The sequence below is a fragment of the Mesorhizobium sp. WSM4829 genome (assembly GCF_055811475.1).
In genome coordinates this window covers 47,852-66,670 of the sequence record NZ_JBVVQJ010000039.1, presented here as the reverse complement: position 1 = coordinate 66,670, position 18,819 = coordinate 47,852, and the positions used below count along the sequence as shown (strand labels likewise).

Sequence of the window (18,819 nt, the reverse complement as noted above, 5' to 3'; positions counted from 1 at the left end):
TCGCGGTCATGGTCGCGCTGGGCTTCACCATCGAGCGGACTGTGCTCAGGCCGCTGGTCAATCGCTCGCCGATGACGGACCGCGGAAAGCTTTTTGCGAAGAGTGATAAATTGAACAAATAGATTGTTTGGATCGATGCATCCAAATCATGGATACAACTGCTCCCTGCCTGATAACCATTGGACCAGACATTCGCACGCAAAAAAGACGGGCCCCGGATCAAGCTCATTCGATTGCGACCTCAGCGACCGTCATCTCGTTTCGAGATTGACAGCGGCACCTCGCCGGGCATCAGTTCGGGAGCGATTTGAGAGTTTCGACGTAGCGTTCGGAGATGGCGGCGTTCATCGGCGCGTTGATGATCAACGGTCCGACAAGACCGTGGCATCGCAGCCCAGCGATGAAGGTCTGCGTCTGCCATTGGCCGAATGGCGGCGCATGCGTCCTGAAGCGCTCGCCCTTCGCTACCCAGCCGGTGTCTTTGGTCAGCTTGGTATTGGTCGACGTCTCATCGAGGAAGATCAGGCGTGCTAAAACCTTGTTGGCGAAGGCAGCGTCTCCTTGCTGACCGCCAGTTGATGCCGTTCGATCAGCTTCTCGCGGGCAAGCGTCGGACCGAAGTCGATGTAGTGTTCGCGGATCAGCTCTCGCACGAAGTCGCGAACACCATCGACAATGCGATTGTTGGAACGCCGGCCACGCGCCTTGTGCCGGAGAGCCCCAGCGCCATCCGCCTGGAACGTCTTCAACAGCCGCTGGATCTGACGAACTGAAACGCCGAGCAAACTTGCCGCCGCAACGCTCGTCATTCGCCGCTCAACAATCTTCGACAAAACCTCGATACGCCGCAGCTCGCGTTCGCTCACAATGGCCAGCGACGGCCGTTCGGCAGCGGGCTTCGTCGCTGGCGAGGACGAGGGTGTCGGGTCTACGACGAAATGTCGGAGGTCGGACATGGAAGGCAGCTTACCATTTGGGTCGTTGAAAGCTTTATTCATTTGGCACGATTAGTGCAACGGATAATCCGCAAACGTTGCACGGAACCGATACGATGTGAGGGAAGCGTCATTCAGATGTTTGCGTTGACCGTCCCCTTAGTCTTCACCCAGTGGCAGCCGCGCAGGCGCTGGCGTCGCCGGCCAGCCCGATAGCTCATCGATCCAGTCGGCGGAGACAGTAGATAGAGTGGGAGAGACACCAGTATGAACTGCGAATGTGATAGGGTTGCTTGGGTAAGTGCCATCGCCTTGCTGTGGACGGCCACTGCTGCATTGGCGAACGAAGGCATGTGGATGCCGGCCCAGAGTGCAGAAGTCGGCGCGGCCATGCGCGCGGATGGGCTCCAGATCGATCCCGCGCAGCTGAGCCGTCTGGACGCTGCTCCGCTTAACGCGATCGTTTCACTGGGCGGATGCTCCGCCTCATTCGTCAGTCCGCAAGGACTGGTCGCCACCAACCATCACTGCGTGCTGGAATCCATCCAGTACAACAGCAAGGAGAGCCAAGACTATCTCACCAACGGGTTTCTGGCGAAGAGCCTGGGTGAAGAATTGCCTGCGGCGCCCGGCAGCCGCATCTATGTGATCGAGGATATGCGGGATGTGACCGCTGACATGCTCAAGGGCGTCTCGGACAAGCTGAACGGCTTTGCCCGCTATGAGCGGCTCGAAGCGAACCGCAAGGCGCTGATCGCCGCGTGTGAAGAACAGCCCAATCGCCGCTGCGACGTGATGCCCTATTATGGCGGCGCCTCCTACCATCTCCAGCAGAAGCTCGAAATTGAGGACGTGCGCCTCGTCTACGCGCCCGCGCCCGGCATCAGTAACTTCGGCGGCGAAACGGACAATTGGATGTGGCCGCGCCACACAGGCGATTTCGGCTTCTATCGCGCCTATGTCGCTCCTGATGGTTCCTCCCGGCCCTATGCGCGTGACAATGTGCCTTACCGGCCAAAGAGTTGGCTGCCCATAGCCCGTGAAGGCGTCCAAGAAGGCGATTTCGTGATGGTCGCCGGCTTTCCCGGCGCAACCCAGCGGTTCCTCACCGCCGATGAAGTCCGGTTCAACTTCGCCGACTACGAACCACTGTCCCAGCGTTTGCTCTCGGATTATGCCGCTCAGATCAACCAAGCCACGGCAGGCAATCGCGAAGCGCAGATCCGCTACGCCTCCATCCTACAAGGCGTGGAAAACTACAAGAAGAAGCTGGCGGGCGATCTAGCCGGCGCCGACGCGATCGGCCTCGACGCGCGCAAGGCTACCGAGGAGGAAGCTTTTCGCGCCTGGGTCGCTGAGTATCCCGTGCGGCAGACGCGCTTTGACGCAGCAATCCGCGAACTGGACGCGATGGTGGGCGAGAATAGCCGGGCTTCGCTGGCGAGGCTGCGCCAGGCGTTGCTCAATCGCGCGCAACTACTGTCATCGGCACGCACTCTCTATCGCTGGACAAAGGAGCACGAGAAGCCCGATGAAGACCGTGAAAGCGGCTTTCAGGATCGTGACCGTAAAGAAATCTCGGATCAGCTGACGCAGATCGAACGCCGCTATTTGCCAGACATCGATCGAAAGCTTTTCGAGGCCGCACTCGACGAATATCGCCGGCTGGACGCAAAGGATCGCGATACTGCTTTCGAAAGCGCTTTGGGCCAAATTGGCCTTGACCGACTCTATGCAGACACCAAACTCGCAGACACGGCAATGCGGCTCGGCTGGCTTGACAAGCCCGCTGCTGCCTTCGAGGCGTCGGAGGACCCTTTCATTAAGCTGGCGCTCGCTCTTTACCCCGGCGACTTAGCTGCGGAGCACGCTGCGAAGGACCGCGCTGGACGCAGCCAGGCGGCTCGCGCCATCTACATGCACGGCCAGCGTGCCTATCGGCAGGCAATCGGCCGGCCGATGTATCCCGACGCGAATGGCTCGCTGCGCACCACTTGGGGCAAGGTGGCGGGGCGAACACGCGACGGGCAGATCTGGATGCCCTTTACCACGGCGGAGGGACTTCTGGCCAAAGAAACGGGCAAGGGTGAGTTCGATGCTCCAGATGCGGCTATCGCAGCGATCCGAGCCAAGGATTATGGCCCCTATGTCGCGCCGGCGCTGGGCACGCTTCCAGTCGACTTCCTGTCCACCGCCGACATCACCAACGGCAATAGCGGCTCGGCCACGCTGAATGGGCGCGGCGAGTTCGTCGGCCTCGCCTTCGATGGCACGCTTGATGGAGTGATCTCCGATTGGGCATATGCCGCAGACCGCAATCGCAGCATCCATGTCGACAGTCGCTTCATGCTCTGGATCATGGACAAGATTGACGGCGCTGGCCGGTTGCTCAAGGAGATGGGAGTGCTGCCGGCGTCGCGCTCCTGAGCGGGGTAGTCTGGTGGTAGGGAAATGCAATTCGGGGACATTGACGTGAGCTTGCCACAGCGATCGTTGATCGTGCTCGAATCGGCCGGCGCTCCAATGCATGCGCAACATTCAAGGTTCGCCAGCGCCTGAGCCGTTGCCCAATACCGTTTCCCCCTTGGCATAACTTCAAATGACTTAATCTGTGCAGTCGCACCGATGCGCTGAACATCGCACTTTCATCTTTTTTGCGTGTTTCGCAAACTCTGGACAGGGCTGAATTGCGGACGGCTGTTTCGCTAAGTCCACGCACAGCTTGCCGGCGTCTGTCCTCGGGAGAGCTGGCTTGATTTGTCTGAACAGTTTGGCGAGGACCGCGAAATGAAGGCAGCATAGGGAATGGAAGCGCCACGGGCGACGACTCGATAGAAGCGGTTCACCCGTTCGACCAGCGAAGTGACGTTCGTTAATCGCACTACTCAGGGTCCGAGCTGAAGCCCTGCATCGAGGAGCGGTTTTTCTTGAGCATGGCCTCAAGAGACGTGTCGAGGTTATCGTGCAGGCGTTTAGCACGATCCGCCGATGGTCTCAGGCACAGATCGTATAGCGACCATGCCCTTCCGGCTGGTTGAGCATTTCAAGACAACCTTCCCGCTGCGGATCATCGAACTTCCGCTGCCGCTTCCCGCATTTACCGAGGCCCTCCAATGGCCCGCCCTTCACAACAGTGATGCGGCAAGCGTCTGGATGCGCGAGATATTGTTACAGGAGGCGTCTCGAATGACTCCTCCGCGGGACGCCAAAAGCCGTCTCAGACACCCCTAATTTACTCCCGCGTCTCACGCCGCCATTCGCGTCAATAGCCCTTGTTGGACTAGATCGATGCTCGCGGCAAGTGCGCCTGCGAGATCGTCCAGCGGGTGGGCTGCGTCGACAAACGGTGCGAATGAGAAGGGGCCCGTATAACCGCCTTCAAGCAGCGCCCGGATCTGGCTGCCATTGTCGGAACCGAATAGGACGCGATCCGGGTAAATCCAGTGGATTGGATCGTTCACTCTTGAAATGTGCACCAGACCGGTCAGTTCGCAGGAGAAGAACGGCTCCCCGGCGAGCGTGTGATGAAACGTGTCGTGCACGAGCCGGAAGACGGACTGGCCATCAATGGCGGCAATGGCCTTAGCCGCTTCGTTCTTCGATCGAAGCGAGCAGGTCTGGAAGCCCAGCGGCTCGATGAGACCGATCAGGCCGCGCGACTGGAGGACCGGCTTGAGCGCCTTCAAGGCGACGCGGAGATCGCCCCGGCGCTCGCCATTGGCAGGCCAGGAGCCATCGTTGACCGGCACCAGCATGAGCGTCTTGGCTCCGCAGGCCGCCGCATAATCGGCGAGCCTGCTCGCCTCGGCCCTGCGGGCAGGAGTCCACTCATTGAAGCGCTGCAAGGCATTGATGGAAATAATCCCAACGCCTGCTTCGGCGGCGGCAGACCGGACGTCCGCCGCCGGCATGCCGCGTGCAATAGCATTGCTGCGCTGTTGGCTGCGGATCTGGACATCGGTCAGGCCCTGGTCACGGGCAAAAGCGAAAAGTGCCCTGACGTCGAGTCCGGACGTCGCCATGTGGTCGAGTGCAAAGCGGGGCGCTGCTTGGCGCATGGCTTGGCTTTCCTTCAATGTTCCGGGAAATCTTTCTTTGACGCTATTGCGACACTTGACTTAAGACAAACGATTAGATCAGATGTTTTTCATCTGAAAAGGAGATGGCTGATGAACAGCGCCGACCTCCGGTTTTTCCAGGCGGTTGTGAGAGCAAACAGCACGGATTGGAGCACAATGGCTGGCCAGGGTGCTCCGCTTGCGCGTGCCATGCGGCCAAACTCATTTCGAGGTCAGCACTGCTGCTCTTAAGACCGAGGTTCAACAATCAAATCGAGATCAGTAAGTGTGACTGTCATCGAAGGTGACCCGCAGCAGCCGAGTGCCCCATCTGTGGGATGCCTCTCGTTTTGCCAAAACTTGGAGAGTCACACGATCTTCGCATGATGGGGTCGGAACAAGAACTGCTCAAAATCGTACGAGGCATTTATCAACCAAAGGCAGCTACGGTTGATTTGATGATGATTCCTCCACCCAGGCTTCGGCGCATCTGACGCCCCGTGGCGACGCGAAAAACGCTCAGTAGCTGCAGCGCCGGCGGCACGCGCGACCAGATGGTCCTCAAGACTTCTAGACCATGCCGGGTTTTCCGAACGGCGCTCCCGGATACCACGCGCTGTGACCATCGGAAGCCAACCTCGTGGAAAGGTCGGCATGCTGCTGGCTGATATGATGAAAGACGCCGGCGATGGTACGGCGGACGCGGGAGTTGAAGCCCTCTACCGAATTGACGTGGACGGCATCGCGAACATACTCACCACTGGAATGCTTCACGGTCTCCTGCTTGGCAAAGCTTCTCACCAATGGCCATGAATGCTTTCCACTCGTCGCTTATCAAATGAGCTCTCGACTCGATCTGCGCTTTAATGACGCGTCGCTTGCTCGCGCTGAGAGACCGGTCACGACCGCGGCACGCGCGTCACCGGCCGGAGCGGCGGTCGTGACGTCGGTCGGTCGCTGCACCATGGCCATAACCGGCGCCTATCGATACTGATGCCGCGCTCGGCCATCATTTCCTTCAAATCGCGAAGGCTCAAGCCGTAGGCCAGATACCAGCGAACGCAAAGCAGAATGACGGACTGGTCGAAATGGCGGCCCTTGAACATCTGAACTCTCCGGCGAAACTACCAGAGGCCGTGCCATGCGCCTGGTTACCGAAGACTTTGCAACACAGCCTCGCGCACATCTTCTGCTGAAAACCCGCACGCAGACCCTCGATGGCTCCCTGCGGTCGACCTTCCTGCAAATGGTATCCCGGCATGGCGAACGACAATCACGAGAACGGCGAAATGGTCCGCGCGGCTTGACCGCCCCACAAATCCTCATGCTCCCCTCGTACGGGCGTGAAGCATCTCGAGCATCGCAGGCCCGGCGCGCTCGACGATGGCGACGCCGGCCAGCAATCCTGCGCGCAGTTACGGGGCAGGAGCGGGTTAGCCGCGGAAGGAAGCGGCTTCCATTGCGCATGGGGATATGGAACCAGTCGAGGACATGCTCACTCGCCTGCGATCATTTCCGCGTGCGACGGGACTTCTTCCCAACTGCCGGTACGAAAGGTAATATCCTGATTGGGTGCTTCTTGGTCGAGAGTACGCCGTTGCAGTTCGCGATCATAGCCGCGCCGTCTTCAGCCAGCGAGCGGCCTACGATCAGCTCGAATTTTTCTTCCGGTCGTCACGGAAAAAGACCAAGGCCGGTATCCTCCGCGCGCACATGCGATCTCTCGTGTTGGATCAGGATCTGATAGCGATCGGCTGGCGGTACATGGAAAGCCCTGACCACCGCCTCATGGATGCAGTCGAGGATCTTGTCCTGCTCCCCAGGCGATCGGCCCTTCAGAAGGTTAATTTCTATCAGCGGCATGGGTCGTCCTCGGAAATAGGAAGAGGGCGGGGACGCGCACTCGGCGTCCCGGTGAAGATTCAGATTGTCCTCGCAGGTAGGCCGGTTGGGGCAGCCTCGGGCTCCCCAGCCAGCGCGCAGGGGAACCAGAGAACATTTACGACTGCGCTCATGATCGCGATCGCAATGGGATAGGCCAGGCCCGCATAGATGTTGCCCGTGTAGGCAACCAGCGACAGGTTGATGAGGGGAACAAAGCCGCCAAACACGCCTGTTCCGATGTGATAGGGCAGCGAGAGCGAGGTGTAGCGCAATTTCGCCGGGAAGAGCTCGACGAGGAAAGCTGCCATAGGGCCATAGACCAATCCGACGAAAACGAGTTGGGCGACGATCAGCGCTGTTACCAAAACGAAGTTCTGGGCAGCGACGGCGGCGGCGGTGCCCTGATAGATTGGAACATAGAACACGGCTGCCAGAATGAAACCGGTGACAATCAACTTGCGACGGCCGATCCGGTCGGACAAGGCGCCGAAGAAAACGATGAGGGGCGTTCCGATCACCAAAGCAGCAGCAAGGCAAATGTTCGCTGTCAGGAAGTCAAGCTTCAGCACGCTTTGCAAGAAATACAGTGCGTAGAACTGGCCTGTATACCAAACGCACCCCAGGCCGGCGGTCGCCCCGAACAGTGCAAAGGCTGCATAACGCACGCCATCACCGGTGGCGAAACTCTCACGGATTGGGCTCTTTGCGGTCTTCCCGCCTTTGCGAAGCTCCTCGAAGACCGGGGATTCGCTCAGCTTGAGGCGCAGATAAAGGGACAGCACGATCAAAACCGATGATAGCAGGAACGGAATTCTCCAACCCCATTGCTTGAAGAGTTCTTCGCCGAGCGACAGCCGACACGTAAGCACGACGACAATCGCCAGAAAAAAGCCGACGGTTGCCGTTGTCTGGATAAAGCTCGTGAAGAACCCGCGCCGGTTCGCCGGTGCGTGTTCTGCAACGTAAACGGCGGCGCCGCCGTATTCGCCGCCTATCGCCAATCCCTGGATCAGCCGAAGGACCACAAGAGCGATCGGTGCGAAATATCCCGCGGTCTCAAAGGTTGGCAAGACGCCGACGAGCGCGGTCGCAATGCCCATCAGAAGGAGCGTCATCAAGAACGTGCTCTTGCGTCCGACGCGGTCGCCGATGCTGCCGAACAGCAGGGCTCCCAATGGGCGCACGAGGAAGCCTGTGGCAAAGGTTGCGACGCTGATCAGAACAGCTGCCGTCGGTTCATTGGCAGGGTAGAAGAGCGTTGAGAAGAAAATCGCCAGACTTCCGTAAAGATAGAAGTCGTACCATTCGATGACCGTGCCGGCGCTTGATGCAAGGACGACGGTCCAGATACCTGGTTTGCGGACGGAGTCGCCCCTTTCCTGTAGCTGTTGCATGCTGCAGTTCCCCTTTTATGTTTTGAAAGCAGTCGGCCCTCTCTTCAGGGCCGTGGTAAGTCAGCTCGCGATGCGCTGATCGAATGCGTAGACCCCAAGTCTTTCGCCTGCCTCGCGCACCGTTCGGCGAACGATGTCCTTCGCCGACGGCAGATCGTTGATGAGGCCCACCGCCTCACCGACAGTCACGTTGGCCGTGTCATAGTCGCCGGAGGCCCATGCCGCCTCGACCTTCGACAATTCTTCGGAATGCAGCGTGCACAGCTCTTCTTCCCGCCCGTGCCACTTGTCGATGAAGCCGTTTTTGAGCAGTCGGCCGGTATAGCCAGCGGGCCAGGCCTTCTGACGGACGATATCGTAGACGGAAGTCCGGATTGTCTCGTCGCCAGAGGCCGCGACTACCTTGTCCTTGGCTGCCGGATGGATGAGCGACTCGGGCGTAGCCCAGAACCTGGTTCCCATCAGGACCCCGTCTGCTCCGAGCATCAGCGAAGCGGCCAGGCCCCTACCGTCGGCAATGCCGCCTGCCGCCACGACAATGACAGAAGGCGAAATCTTTGCCACCAGATCCACGACTGCGGGAACGAAGGGCATGGTTGACCGCGCGACCAGGCCATGGCCGCCGGCCTCGGTCCCCTGAACAATAAGAACGTCGGCGCCAACGTCGATTGCGCGCCGGGCATGTTCGAGTGTGTGGATCATGCAAATCAGCGGAACACCCGTCTGCTTGACCCGTGCCGCGAGCTTCGCCGGATCCGAAAACGAAAGCATCATCGCGGACGGACGCTCCGCAAGTGCGCGGTCAAACAGATCAAGGTCGGCTTCGACTGCCCAGGCGATGAACCCGCAGCCAACGCGTTCATTGGTAATCAGCGACGACTCTGTTTCGTACCATTGACGATCAGCATATCCCCCACCCAACAGGCCCAGACCGCCGGCGTCGGCGACGGCGGACGCAAGCGCGCCACCCGCGGCCGGGGTCATCGGGGCAAGGATGATGGGATGCTCGATTTCGAAAAATTCTGTCAGACGCGTTCGTATCGTCATCAATACTTCTCCCAGCTTGAGGAAGTTCCCGGAAATTTTTCTTTGACGCTATTGCGACACTTGACTTAAGACAAACGATTAGATCAGATGTTTTTCATCTGAAAAGGAGATGGCCGATGAACAGCGCCGACCTCAGGTTTTTCCAGGCGGTGGTGAGAGCAAACAGTATCGGAGGGGCTGCCGGTGTGCTCAACACGGTGCAATCCAACGTCACCGCGAGAATAAAATCGCTTGAGGAGGAAATCGGTGCTCCGCTTTTTCATCGCTCCAGGCGAGGGGTTACACTGACAGCCACCGGCATTCAGCTCGTTCCCTATGCCGAGCGCGTCGGAGAGCTTCTGGACGAAGCCAAGCGCGTCGTCACAGACCGCGGTACGCCGTGCGGTTTACTCAGGATCGGCTCCATGGAGACCACTGCAGCGCTTCGCCTTCCGCCGATCCTGATCCGCTATGCTGCAGAATATCCAGAGGTCGACGTACTGGTGGAGGCTGCCCCGACGGAACAGCTCGTCAGCGAGGTCGTCGGACGCAAACTGGATGGCGCGTTCGTCTCCGGCCCCATCGCTCATCCCGAACTGAAGAGCCTATCGATCGTCGAAGAGGAGCTCGTTGTGATCTCCTCGCCGCGGTTTCGCGAGCTTTCGGATCTGAAGGCCTTGGCCGCATCGCCGGCTCTGAAGGTCCTCGCTTTTCGATCGGGCTGTTCCTATCGCCGGCGCATGGACATGTTCCTGGCGGCGTGTGGGGTAACGCATGTCCGCTGGATGGAACTCGGAACAATGGACGGGATCATCGGCTGCGTCGCCGCCGGGGTAGGGATGGCCATGCTACCTCGGGGGGTCGTTCAGGATGCGGCAGCCGACGGACAGGTCATCATACACCAGCTATCTGACAATCTGCGGTCGGCGCCGACTGTTTTTGTGACGCGGAGCGACGAGTATCTCTCCGCGGCACTTCAGGCTTTCATGGCGGTGGCGTCTGAGGCGCATTCACGGCCTCAGCCGGAAGGACCAGAGCCGGCCCGACAACTGCAGCGGGCTTAAGAAAGGTGGAGCAAAAACAAGGGGTCAGTCAGATCTATCTGACGCATCACCAGCATCTTTGCGATATCGCCCGGCGGGTTTGCCCCGATTCGCGCATACACGAGCTGGCCGTGCCGCTCGAGCCGGAACGCCGAGCTGCGTGACACGTCGAAGCCCCAGAGCTGCCCTATCAAGGCCGGCGGGGCCGGCGACCAGCACCCGGCAGCCGGGCAGCGCGCCAAAAGGACCCCGCCCGTCATATGAACTGCATCCCTCATAGTGCGTCGCAACATTTTGATGCTGCACTGCGGAACCTTGCGGTAGAGCGGGAGTTCTCTGTGCTTCTAGCAAGCGAGGGCTCGATGAGGCGCTACAAGATTCTGCCGTCGGAACCAGGGCTGTGGTCTGTGATCGATAGCCTGACAGGGCTTCCCGCCGAGAGATACGGTCGGCCGCTCACCGGGCTGACCCGGTACGAAGCCGAAGAGGCTGCCTTTAACCTCAGCGAGAGCACTCCGCCATGGATGGCCTTGGTCAGACGTCGCAGACCTTAATCAAGGCTGCCGATTCCACGGATGGTCGAACGCGATGCGCCTCCCACTCCATCACACCCGTTCGCGTAACCTCTCACCTCTTCCTTCTGGATGCGTGCGTCATGGCAGGGGGCGCATGTGCTCCCCAGTTCGCCTGGCATAAGAGCGGGACCGTCGCGGTGCGCCACGAGATGGTTGGCGACCGTGGCCGGAACCGTCGCCCGTACTCTTGCCGATGAAGTGCGGGGTGCCCGACACCGAAATGGCGCGCGAGCCTTCTGCCGATCTTGACACGGGCGATCGACTGGAACCTCATCGAGCAGCAGTATGACGAGTTGATCAAATATGCGGCGGCCCTGCAGCACCGCACGGCCGATGCGGAATCGATCCTGCGCCGCTTTGCGCGGGCGAGCGTGCAGCGCCCAAGCTACAGGGCGCTGGCCCAACTCGGCAAGGCAATCAAGACCATTTTTCTCACCGCTATCTCGGCTCGGAAGCCTTCCGGCGCGAAATCCACGAAGTGTCGCTTGGCAGTTATAGTGAGAACGCAGTCGTTGAGTCAGGTTTGGCAGTTTATTGCGAGAATGGCGTAGCTCGGATTCTTCATTTTAACTGCAATCGCATTAACTGCAATCGCATCAGTGCAGTGGTGCTGAACTCCCTGGCGAGGCGACCGGCATCTTCGTGCTGGAGGAGAATATCGGACCGGTGCGTTGCGCGGTGAGCAAGCACGACGGCCCGACCTTCGACGAGTTCGATCTGGCGAAACTGCCGCTCTTTCGCAACGTGGTCGATCTTCAGCGACAGCCTAGCGACCCCGGCTTCTAAACGCCGTCATGGAGTAGCTCCTGCAATTGTTCGACCGAAATGTCCGATGCAAAGATCAGGTCGTGAGGGAATGTCCCTTCCCCGCAGATGATCGGCAGTCGCTCGATCGCGCGACGCGCGGGATCGGCTTCTTCCGTGAACCCGCAGGTCGATATCAGAAAAAGGTTGCGGCGGTTACCGCGAACCCATGGCTGGCGCGGCAAGCGCTCTTTTCAGCAAGCGCCCTGGTCGGGAGCCGGTGAGGATGAAATTCGGCTCGGGTGCGACGATTACATGCTCGAGGTTCCATTCGGTCTTCCCGAGCATGTCTATAGCGACCTTTTTGTGTCCGAAACTGAACAAGAGTGTCGGAGCCCCACCCGCTGGCCGTTACAGCCAAGCACCGGCTGGCGAGCAAGCGGTGGAACGAAACGGAGCGCAAATCCGGCACGGAAATTGCGCTGATCTCGTAAGTGAGACGTCGGCAGGGCGTCGTGGAGGACCGAGAAATCAACCAGGAGCGTGCTCGATGCCCGCAATGAGACGGCCAGAACAGGACGATGAACCCAGCCACACCTGGGGAGCTGGACCGCTATAGCCAGCCGCGGCGCCTCCTCATAGATCGCGCCTCCTTCAGCCAAGCCGTCCACCAGCACTACCAAGGCCACCCTATGCAGCTCTCGAACGTGGCCACAGCACGCATGTTCATTCAAGTGCGCCCCTCAGCCTGCGTGGTCCGCTCGAAGCGCGCCGGGAACGCATTGTGTGTAGACGAGGAACGTGCGCTTGGCAGTTAAGGGGGCGCGCGCTCTCGCACTCCTCCGATGCGCCCACCCATTCTTCCGATCAGCCGGTTTGACCCGTCATGTCGCCTTTGCATTGCATCTATCGCTACTTTGAGACGCTTATCCGCCCGCTGGATATCCCCTACGCGCCGTTGCCGGCAACAGGTCCGTTTGCGCTGCTTTTGCATTTCGCACGCATGTTCCGCGGCGTGCTGGGGGCCATCGCCGTCTTCATGATGGCGGTCGAGGGAATCAACCTCGCGGTAATCTGGGGCATGTCTATCATTGTGGACGGGGTGAGCACGAACGGTGCGGCGGTTTTCCTTGAGGAAGCTTGGCCTACGCTTACGTGCCTCGGGCTGCTAATGTTCCCCGTGCAACCGCTGCTGAGGTTCTTCGCCAAAACGTTGGATTCCCAGGCAGTGTCCGTATGCATGCCCGCGGCTATGCAATGGCAGGGCTACAAGGCGGTCGAACGTCAGGACCTTGCTTTCTTCCACGATCTCTTCGCCGGCCAGGTGGCGTCGCGCATTTCGCAACTCGCCTCCGCGGTGCAGCAGCAGATCGTCGTAGCGTCTTACAGCATACCGTATTTTCTCGTGCAGTTTCTCGGTTCGCTTTCGCTGCTTGCCATGCTGTCCTGGCCGCTGGCGCTTCCGGTCCTGTTTTGGATCGTGGCGAACGTCGCTGTCGCGGTTGCGGCAGTGCCTCATTTTTCCCTCCGGTCCCGCCACTCTGCCCGCGCGCGCAGCCTCGTCGTCGGCGCCATGACCGACCTCTACAGCAACATCCACGTGGTCAAGCTGTTTGCGGCCGAAGACAGCGAGGCGGGCGCAATGCGCACCATCATGGGAGATGCCATTGAGACGCAGCACCTTGAACGGCGCATTCACCTAACAACCGACACCAGCGTCTTCTTGCTGAACGTTGTTCTTTCGCTCACCAACATCGCCGTCGGGCTCTGGGGACTCGTGGGCGGTTTTGTCACCACCGGCCAGTTTGTTGCTTCAATAGCAATCATTCAGCGGCTCAGCGCCAACTCCCTGGCCTTTCTCCAGCTAGGGCAGCAGATATTCCAGGCTGTGGGCACGATACGCGACGCGATGCCGGTCATCACCACGCCTCCAACGGTAATCGACGCCCCCGGAGCCAGGCCGCTGGCCGTGGTCGGCGGCACGGTCGAGTTCAGGGATGTCAGGTTCGAATACCGTCAAGGAAAAGGGGTAATCGAGAATCTATCGCTCAGGGTCCGCGCCGGCGAGAAGGTCGGGCTCGTCGGCATGTCGGGGGCTGGCAAGTCGACTCTAATCAGCCTGCTTTTGCGGTTCTTCGATGTAAACGATGGCGCAATCGTCGTCGACGGCCAGGATATCCGTTCCGTAACGCAGGCAAGCCTGCGTGAGAATATCGGGGTCGTTGCCCAGGATGTCTCGTTGCTCCATCGCTCTGTCGGGGACAATATCCGTTACGGCCGGCCGGATGCCTCGCCGGAGGAGGTCGAACGCGCCGCAATGCTGGCCGATGCGGACGGCTTCGTGGCAGATCTCAAGGACAGCGAAAACCGCACCGGCTACGATGCTTTCGTCGGCGACCGCGGGGTGAAGCTTTCCGGCGGCCAGCGTCAGCGGGTCGCCATCGCTCGGGTCCTGCTTAAGGACGCGCCAATCCTCCTTCTGGACGAGGCGACTTCCGCCCTGGACAGTGAAGCCGAGGCGGCGGTCCAAGGAAAACTCGAGCTTCTCATGGAGGGCAAGACGGTGATCGCGATTGCCCACCGCCTGTCGACGATTGCCAGCATGGACAGGATTGTCGTGCTCGACAAAGGGCGCATCGTCGAGGAGGGCTCCCCCTCGGAGCTACTCAAAAGCGACGGCCTTTATGCCCGCCTGTGGCGGCGGCAGGCCGGCGGCCACATTGCCGACACTTCCGAGGAGAGATAAGCCGACTGGAAGGTCGTTCGTCACGGCTCCGCGCTGCTCGCAATGCTTGGCTGTTGTCGTAGAGAGCGGGCATGTTCGCGTTAGACAAATCTCGGCTTTCGCCGCCTCCGTCGCAAATGTGTGGGAACGGGCGACGAGATTGCCACAAGAGCTCTTCGGTTCTATCGCGAGAAGCTGACCGCCCGCGGCCGTGCCGATGCTGGTGCCGCCGAGTCTTAAGCAGTGGTGATTGCTCGACTTCGTCTCCGACCGTTCCCATCCTCACTGTCGTCGACGATTGGACGCGGGACACAAAGCGCGTTGCTGAGGCGGTGCCCGAACGTGCAAGGACACAGAAGCTTACGATACGAGGGGTGAGCCGAGTCGAAAAACGCATTGGAAACTCCGTCTGGTGCAATCCGGACCGGGTCACAAGGCGTGGTACAAGAGTTGGGTGACGCAACACCGCTGGTTAATTGCGCCGGTGCTATCGCGGCCTCTGGCCCGCAACGGCGCAGGCAACACCCCGAGGAGCAGGGGCGCATGGCAGATTGCCCCAACCGGCTCGACGTCGCCATGCTCGACGAGCTTCGGGAATTGGGGTCGGCGAACGCATGACCGGCAGGGCCGGGGGGTGGCTCGTTTGCCGACGCCACTGCAATTGGCCCCGCAACGGGGTCGCGAGCCGGAATTCAACCAGGCCGTTCGCCCTAAAACTGATCCAGCTCAAGGCAGCCCACCGCTACCCATGTAGAACGGGCAACGAGCGCGGTGCGCACCAGACAAAGGGCAACGACCAAAGCCGTCCTCGACATCGCATCGGAGTTCAACGTCTTTGCACCAATGCCCAGGACTGGTCGACGCGACAAACAACTCCCCGGGTACAGGCGCTGAGAGCCGCCGACGTTTAACGGAAAATCACAAACGGGCTATCCGATCCCTGGGGGGCAAGGAGGCCGCCCCATGAATCGCTGCACATCATCAGTTGCAATTCTTGCTTTCGCCACCGTCTGCACATTGTCTGCCGTCGCTACGGCGGCGGATCGGACCATCTATGCAGCGCCCGACAAGAGCCTCGTGTTTCTTAGTGGCGTCGGCTACACGTGGCTCAAGGCCAACGAGCTTGTCTACGACAGGGGCAGATCACAATGGGCACGAACAATCCGCCGCTTTCGCCCGAGGACGTCGAACGCTTCGGGCCTGATCCCCTTACCAGCTTCCGCACCAATCTGGCGTCGGTTGAAGAGCGCATCACGCTTGCTTGCGCACGGGCCGGGCGCGACCGTGCCTCCGTGCGGTTGCTGCCGATCACCAAGACGGTGCCGGCCCATATCCTGCGATATGCCTTCGACGTCGGCATCAGCACCTTCGGCGAGAACAAGATCCAGGAGGCAATGACAAAGTGCGAGGCGCTTCACGATCTCGCCATCGACTGGAGCATCGTCGGACATCTGCAGACCAACAAGGCCAAATATCTGACCCGCTTCGCGCGTGAGTTTCATGCGCTCGACAGCCTGCGGCTCGCCGACCTTCTGAACACGAGGCTGGAGCGCGAAGATCGCTTCCTCGACGTCTATGTGCAGGTCAACACGTCTGGCGAGGACAGCAAGTTCGGCCTCCATCCGAACGCGCTGCTGCCCTTCGTGGAGACCCTCGATCAGCTTCCCCGTCTCCGGCCATGCGGGTTGATGACACTTGCGCTGTTTTCCTCCGACATGGCCAAGGTGCGGCCTTGCTTCATTCTGCTGCGCCGGCTGCGGGACAAAGCCGTGAAGCACAACGCCGCGCTCGCCGGGCTCTCCATGGGTATGACCGGAGACTTCGAGGAAGCCATCGAGGAAGGCGCCACTGTCGTGCGCGTCGGCCAAGCCATCTTCGGCAAGCGGCCGACGCCTGACGGCCACTACTGGCCGGGTTTCGCCCCCACCGATCGAGGAACTGAACCATGATTTTTCGCGAACGGCCTGTCTGCTTTTCCGATCACCCCCGCCGATCGTTCCGGCCGAGTCGACGTTGACGCGCTACGGAAACTGGTCAGCCGGCTGATCGCGGCTGAGGTCGATTCCATCAGCCTGCTCGGCAGCACCGGCATATGTTGCAGAGATGGGCGCAGCGGCGAAGCTGCCAATCTCCCTCCTTGAGGGGGAGATGGCCGGCAGGCCAGGGCGAAACATTCCAGATACGCTGTTGAAGCATATCTCGCCGCTGAGTTGGGAACATATCAACCTGACAGGCATCTACACCTGGGACACCGAGCATCAGATGCCCGAAGGCTTTCGAACCTTTAGGCTACCGACCCCAACCCGGCGAGCCGCATGAGTTTCACGATCCGTTCGGGCTTAGCGCAAGATTTTGTACAGCTCTTGTCCTCACCCCAGATTGTGAGCTAAGGACACCTTTCGTCCTGACGATCATGGTATTCTGCAAAGAAGATGCGGAGTGGCAAGCGGCCAGTCACTCGGACACTGGCTGCCTGTGGGAATGTCCACGAGGCGACACTTGGGTGAATCATATATGGGCACGTCGAGTAAGATGACGAGACGATATTTCGGAACGGACGGGATCCGGGGAGGGGCCAACAAATTTCCGATGACCGCCGAGGTTGCGATGAAGGTCGGCATGGCTGCCGGCCTGTCGTTCCAGCGCGGCCACCATCGCCATCGCGTCGTGCTCGGCAAGGATACGCGGCTGTCGGGCTATATGATCGAGAACGCGCTGGTCGCGGGCTTCTGTGCCGCCGGCATGGATGTGTTCCTGCTGGGGCCGATTCCGACGCCGGCGGTCGCCATGCTGGCGCGGTCGCTGCGCGCCGATATCGGCGTGGTGATCTCGGCCTCGCACAACCCCTATTACGATAACGGTATCAAGCTGTTCGGCCCCGACGGCTACAAGCTGTCGGACGAGATCGAGATGCGCATCGAGGCGCTGCTCGACCAGGATGTCGACATTTCGCTGGCCGACGCGGATGGGCTCGGGCGCGCCAAGCGCGTGGACGGCGTGCACGACCGCTATATCGAATTCGCCAAGCGCACTCTGCCGCGGTCCATGTCGCTGGCGGGCCTGCGCATCGTGGTCGATTGCGCCAACGGCGCCGCCTACAAGGTGGCGCCGGCAGCGCTTTGGGAACTCGGCGCCGAGGTCATCACCATCAACAACGAGCCGAACGGCTTCAACATCAACGAGGAATGCGGTTCGACGCACCCGGTGGGCCTCTCCAAGAAGGTTCATGAAGTGCGCGCCGACATCGGCATAGCGCTCGATGGCGACGCCGACCGCGTGGTCATCGTCGACGAGAACGGCGCTGTCGTCGACGGCGACCAGATCATGGCGCTGATCGCCGAATCCTGGCATCAGAGCGGCCGCCTGGCAGGCGGCGGCGTCGTCGCCACCGTCATGTCCAATCTTGGCCTCGAACGCTTCCTCGGTGAAGCCGGCCTGCAACTTCACCGAACCCAGGTCGGCGACCGTTACGTGGTCGAGCACATGCGCGCGCATGGGCTGAATGTCGGCGGCGAGCAGTCCGGCCATATCGTGCTGTCTGATTTCTCCACCACCGGCGATGGGCTGGTCTCGGCGCTGCAGGTGCTGGCCTGCATCAAGCGCCAGAACAAGCCGGTCAGCGAGATCTGCAAAAAGTTCGAGCCGGTGCCGCAGCTCCTGAAGAATGTGCGCTTTTCCAGCGGCGAGCCCCTGGAGACGGCACCCGTCAAGGCCGCGATCGAGGATGCCCGCAACCGGCTCGGCAAGTCCGGCCGCCTAGTGATCCGGCCTTCCGGCACCGAGCCCCTGATTCGGGTTATGGCCGAGGGCAACGACCAGAAGCTGGTCGAGACGGTGGTGAACGACATCGTCGGCGTCATGGCCGAGATCAAGACCGCTGCCTAGACGAGCGGCGATTGATGCGCCGATGGTCCTGCTCGATCCAATTGTTGAGGTACTTGCTCTTGCGGATGCGGATCGGCTTCAGCGCTCGTCGCGATCGATTCCGCAGACGGTGTTCGGCGTCGCAGGAAATGATCGCCTCATGATTGGTCGGGCTGCCGTCGATGACGATGCGATCCGGTCTGCCGTGGCGCTCCAGGGCCTTCCGGAAGAAGCGCTTGGCTGCCGGCAGGTCGCGGTGTTCGCTGAAGAAGAACTCGACCGTGTCGCCGACGCCGTCGACGGCACGATAGATACATCCATTGGCCGCGTATCTTGATGTATGTCTCGTCCATGTGCCACTTGCCGGTGACGGCGCGCTTGCCCGTTGAAGCGCTCCAGAAGCTGGGGCGAGAAGTGGACGACCCAGCGGTGCACAGTCGAATGGTCGACGTTCAGGCCGCGTTCGGCCATCATCTCCTCCGGATGCGCAGGCCGAGATTGTAGGCCAGATACCAGCGCAGGCACAGCAAGATCACTGATCGGTCGAAATGACAGCCTTTGAACATACAAG

Annotated in this window: 9 protein-coding genes and 9 pseudogenes; 10 read left to right on the top strand and 8 right to left on the bottom strand. The window is 60.5% G+C overall.

Annotated features, from left to right (window positions below):
• Positions 1 to 545 precede the first annotated feature (545 nt).
• A pseudogene (locus AC0L17_RS28145) lies at positions 546 to 875 on the bottom strand (helix-turn-helix domain-containing protein); the annotation flags it as partial.
• A gap of 372 nt (positions 876 to 1,247) precedes the next feature.
• Between AC0L17_RS28145 and AC0L17_RS28140 the strand changes: the two are divergent.
• Positions 1,248 to 3,362: a S46 family peptidase gene (locus AC0L17_RS28140; protein ID WP_473518170.1), complete on the top strand. Its 2,115-nt coding sequence runs from the start codon at positions 1,248 to 1,250 to the stop codon at positions 3,360 to 3,362.
• 461 nt (positions 3,363 to 3,823) lie between these two features.
• A pseudogene (locus tag AC0L17_RS28135) lies at positions 3,824 to 4,166 on the top strand (type 2 periplasmic-binding domain-containing protein); the annotation flags it as partial.
• Between the two features lie 14 nt (positions 4,167 to 4,180).
• Here AC0L17_RS28135 and AC0L17_RS28130 read toward each other — a convergent pair.
• The 6 genes and pseudogenes from AC0L17_RS28130 to AC0L17_RS28105 form a co-directional block, all read right to left on the bottom strand.
• Positions 4,181 to 4,957 carry a TIM barrel protein gene (locus AC0L17_RS28130; RefSeq protein WP_473489852.1) on the bottom strand — a complete coding sequence of 259 codons (777 nt, stop codon included), beginning with the start codon at positions 4,955 to 4,957 and terminating at the stop codon, positions 4,181 to 4,183.
• Between the two features lie 466 nt (positions 4,958 to 5,423).
• Positions 5,424 to 5,971, bottom strand: a pseudogene (locus tag AC0L17_RS28125) (transposase); the annotation flags it as partial.
• A pseudogene (locus AC0L17_RS28120) lies at positions 5,956 to 6,099 on the bottom strand (IS6 family transposase); the annotation flags it as partial. The pseudogenes AC0L17_RS28125 and AC0L17_RS28120, both read right to left, overlap by 16 nt.
• A gap of 568 nt (positions 6,100 to 6,667) precedes the next feature.
• Complete coding sequence (locus AC0L17_RS28115) at positions 6,668 to 6,856, bottom strand: tautomerase family protein (RefSeq protein WP_473518169.1); 189 nt, start codon at positions 6,854 to 6,856, stop codon at positions 6,668 to 6,670.
• Positions 6,857 to 6,915: 59 nt separating this feature from the next.
• Entirely contained in the window at positions 6,916 to 8,271 is a 1,356-nt protein-coding gene (locus tag AC0L17_RS28110) for an MFS transporter (RefSeq protein ID WP_473518168.1), read from the bottom strand.
• A gap of 60 nt (positions 8,272 to 8,331) precedes the next feature.
• Complete coding sequence (locus AC0L17_RS28105) at positions 8,332 to 9,318, bottom strand: NAD(P)H-dependent flavin oxidoreductase (protein WP_473518167.1); 987 nt, start codon at positions 9,316 to 9,318, stop codon at positions 8,332 to 8,334.
• A 116-nt stretch (positions 9,319 to 9,434) separates the two neighbouring features.
• Between AC0L17_RS28105 and AC0L17_RS28100 the strand changes: the two genes are divergently transcribed.
• The 8 genes and pseudogenes from AC0L17_RS28100 (at position 9,435) to glmM (ending at position 18,269) form a co-directional block, all read left to right on the top strand.
• Positions 9,435 to 10,361 (top strand): LysR family transcriptional regulator, encoded by a 927-nt coding sequence (locus tag AC0L17_RS28100; RefSeq protein WP_473482628.1) that lies wholly within the window; start codon positions 9,435 to 9,437, stop codon positions 10,359 to 10,361.
• Between the two features lie 784 nt (positions 10,362 to 11,145).
• Positions 11,146 to 11,397: pseudogene (locus tag AC0L17_RS28095) on the top strand (Tn3 family transposase); the annotation flags it as partial.
• A gap of 139 nt (positions 11,398 to 11,536) precedes the next feature.
• A pseudogene (locus tag AC0L17_RS28090) lies at positions 11,537 to 11,647 on the top strand (phenazine biosynthesis protein PhzF); the annotation flags it as partial.
• 898 nt (positions 11,648 to 12,545) lie between these two features.
• Complete coding sequence (locus AC0L17_RS28085) at positions 12,546 to 14,405, top strand: ABC transporter ATP-binding protein (RefSeq protein ID WP_473518166.1); 1,860 nt, start codon at positions 12,546 to 12,548, stop codon at positions 14,403 to 14,405.
• Between the two features lie 1,127 nt (positions 14,406 to 15,532).
• Entirely contained in the window at positions 15,533 to 16,333 is an 801-nt protein-coding gene (locus AC0L17_RS28080; RefSeq protein WP_473518165.1) for a YggS family pyridoxal phosphate-dependent enzyme, read from the top strand.
• A gap of 15 nt (positions 16,334 to 16,348) precedes the next feature.
• A pseudogene (locus AC0L17_RS28075) lies at positions 16,349 to 16,477 on the top strand (dihydrodipicolinate synthase family protein); the annotation flags it as partial.
• Between the two features lie 70 nt (positions 16,478 to 16,547).
• Positions 16,548 to 16,703, top strand: a pseudogene (locus AC0L17_RS28070) (hypothetical protein); the annotation flags it as partial.
• Positions 16,704 to 16,916: 213 nt separating this feature from the next.
• Positions 16,917 to 18,269, top strand: a complete 1,353-nt coding sequence (gene glmM / locus AC0L17_RS28065; protein ID WP_473518164.1) for a phosphoglucosamine mutase — start codon at positions 16,917 to 16,919, stop codon at positions 18,267 to 18,269.
• A gap of 4 nt (positions 18,270 to 18,273) precedes the next feature.
• Here the strand turns inward: glmM and AC0L17_RS28060 are convergent.
• Positions 18,274 to 18,814 (bottom strand): annotated as a pseudogene (locus tag AC0L17_RS28060) (IS6 family transposase); the annotation flags it as partial.
• Positions 18,815 to 18,819 lie beyond the last annotated feature (5 nt).

Excerpts from the sequence above, each read along its gene's own strand:
- AC0L17_RS28080 (WP_473518165.1), top strand. The coding sequence starts at position 15,533 with ATGGGCACGAACAATCCGCCGCTTTCGCCCGAGGACGTCGAACGCTTC.
- glmM (WP_473518164.1), top strand. The coding sequence starts at position 16,917 with ATGACGAGACGATATTTCGGAACGGACGGGATCCGGGGAGGGGCCAAC.
- AC0L17_RS28105 (WP_473518167.1), bottom strand. The coding sequence starts at position 9,318 with ATGACGATACGAACGCGTCTGACAGAATTTTTCGAAATCGAGCATCCC.
- AC0L17_RS28130 (WP_473489852.1), bottom strand. The coding sequence starts at position 4,957 with ATGGCGACGTCCGGACTCGACGTCAGGGCACTTTTCGCTTTTGCCCGT.
- AC0L17_RS28110 (WP_473518168.1), bottom strand. The coding sequence starts at position 8,271 with ATGCAACAGCTACAGGAAAGGGGCGACTCCGTCCGCAAACCAGGTATC.
- AC0L17_RS28115 (WP_473518169.1), bottom strand. The coding sequence starts at position 6,856 with ATGCCGCTGATAGAAATTAACCTTCTGAAGGGCCGATCGCCTGGGGAG.
- AC0L17_RS28100 (WP_473482628.1), top strand. The coding sequence starts at position 9,435 with ATGAACAGCGCCGACCTCAGGTTTTTCCAGGCGGTGGTGAGAGCAAAC.
- AC0L17_RS28085 (WP_473518166.1), top strand. The coding sequence starts at position 12,546 with ATGTCGCCTTTGCATTGCATCTATCGCTACTTTGAGACGCTTATCCGC.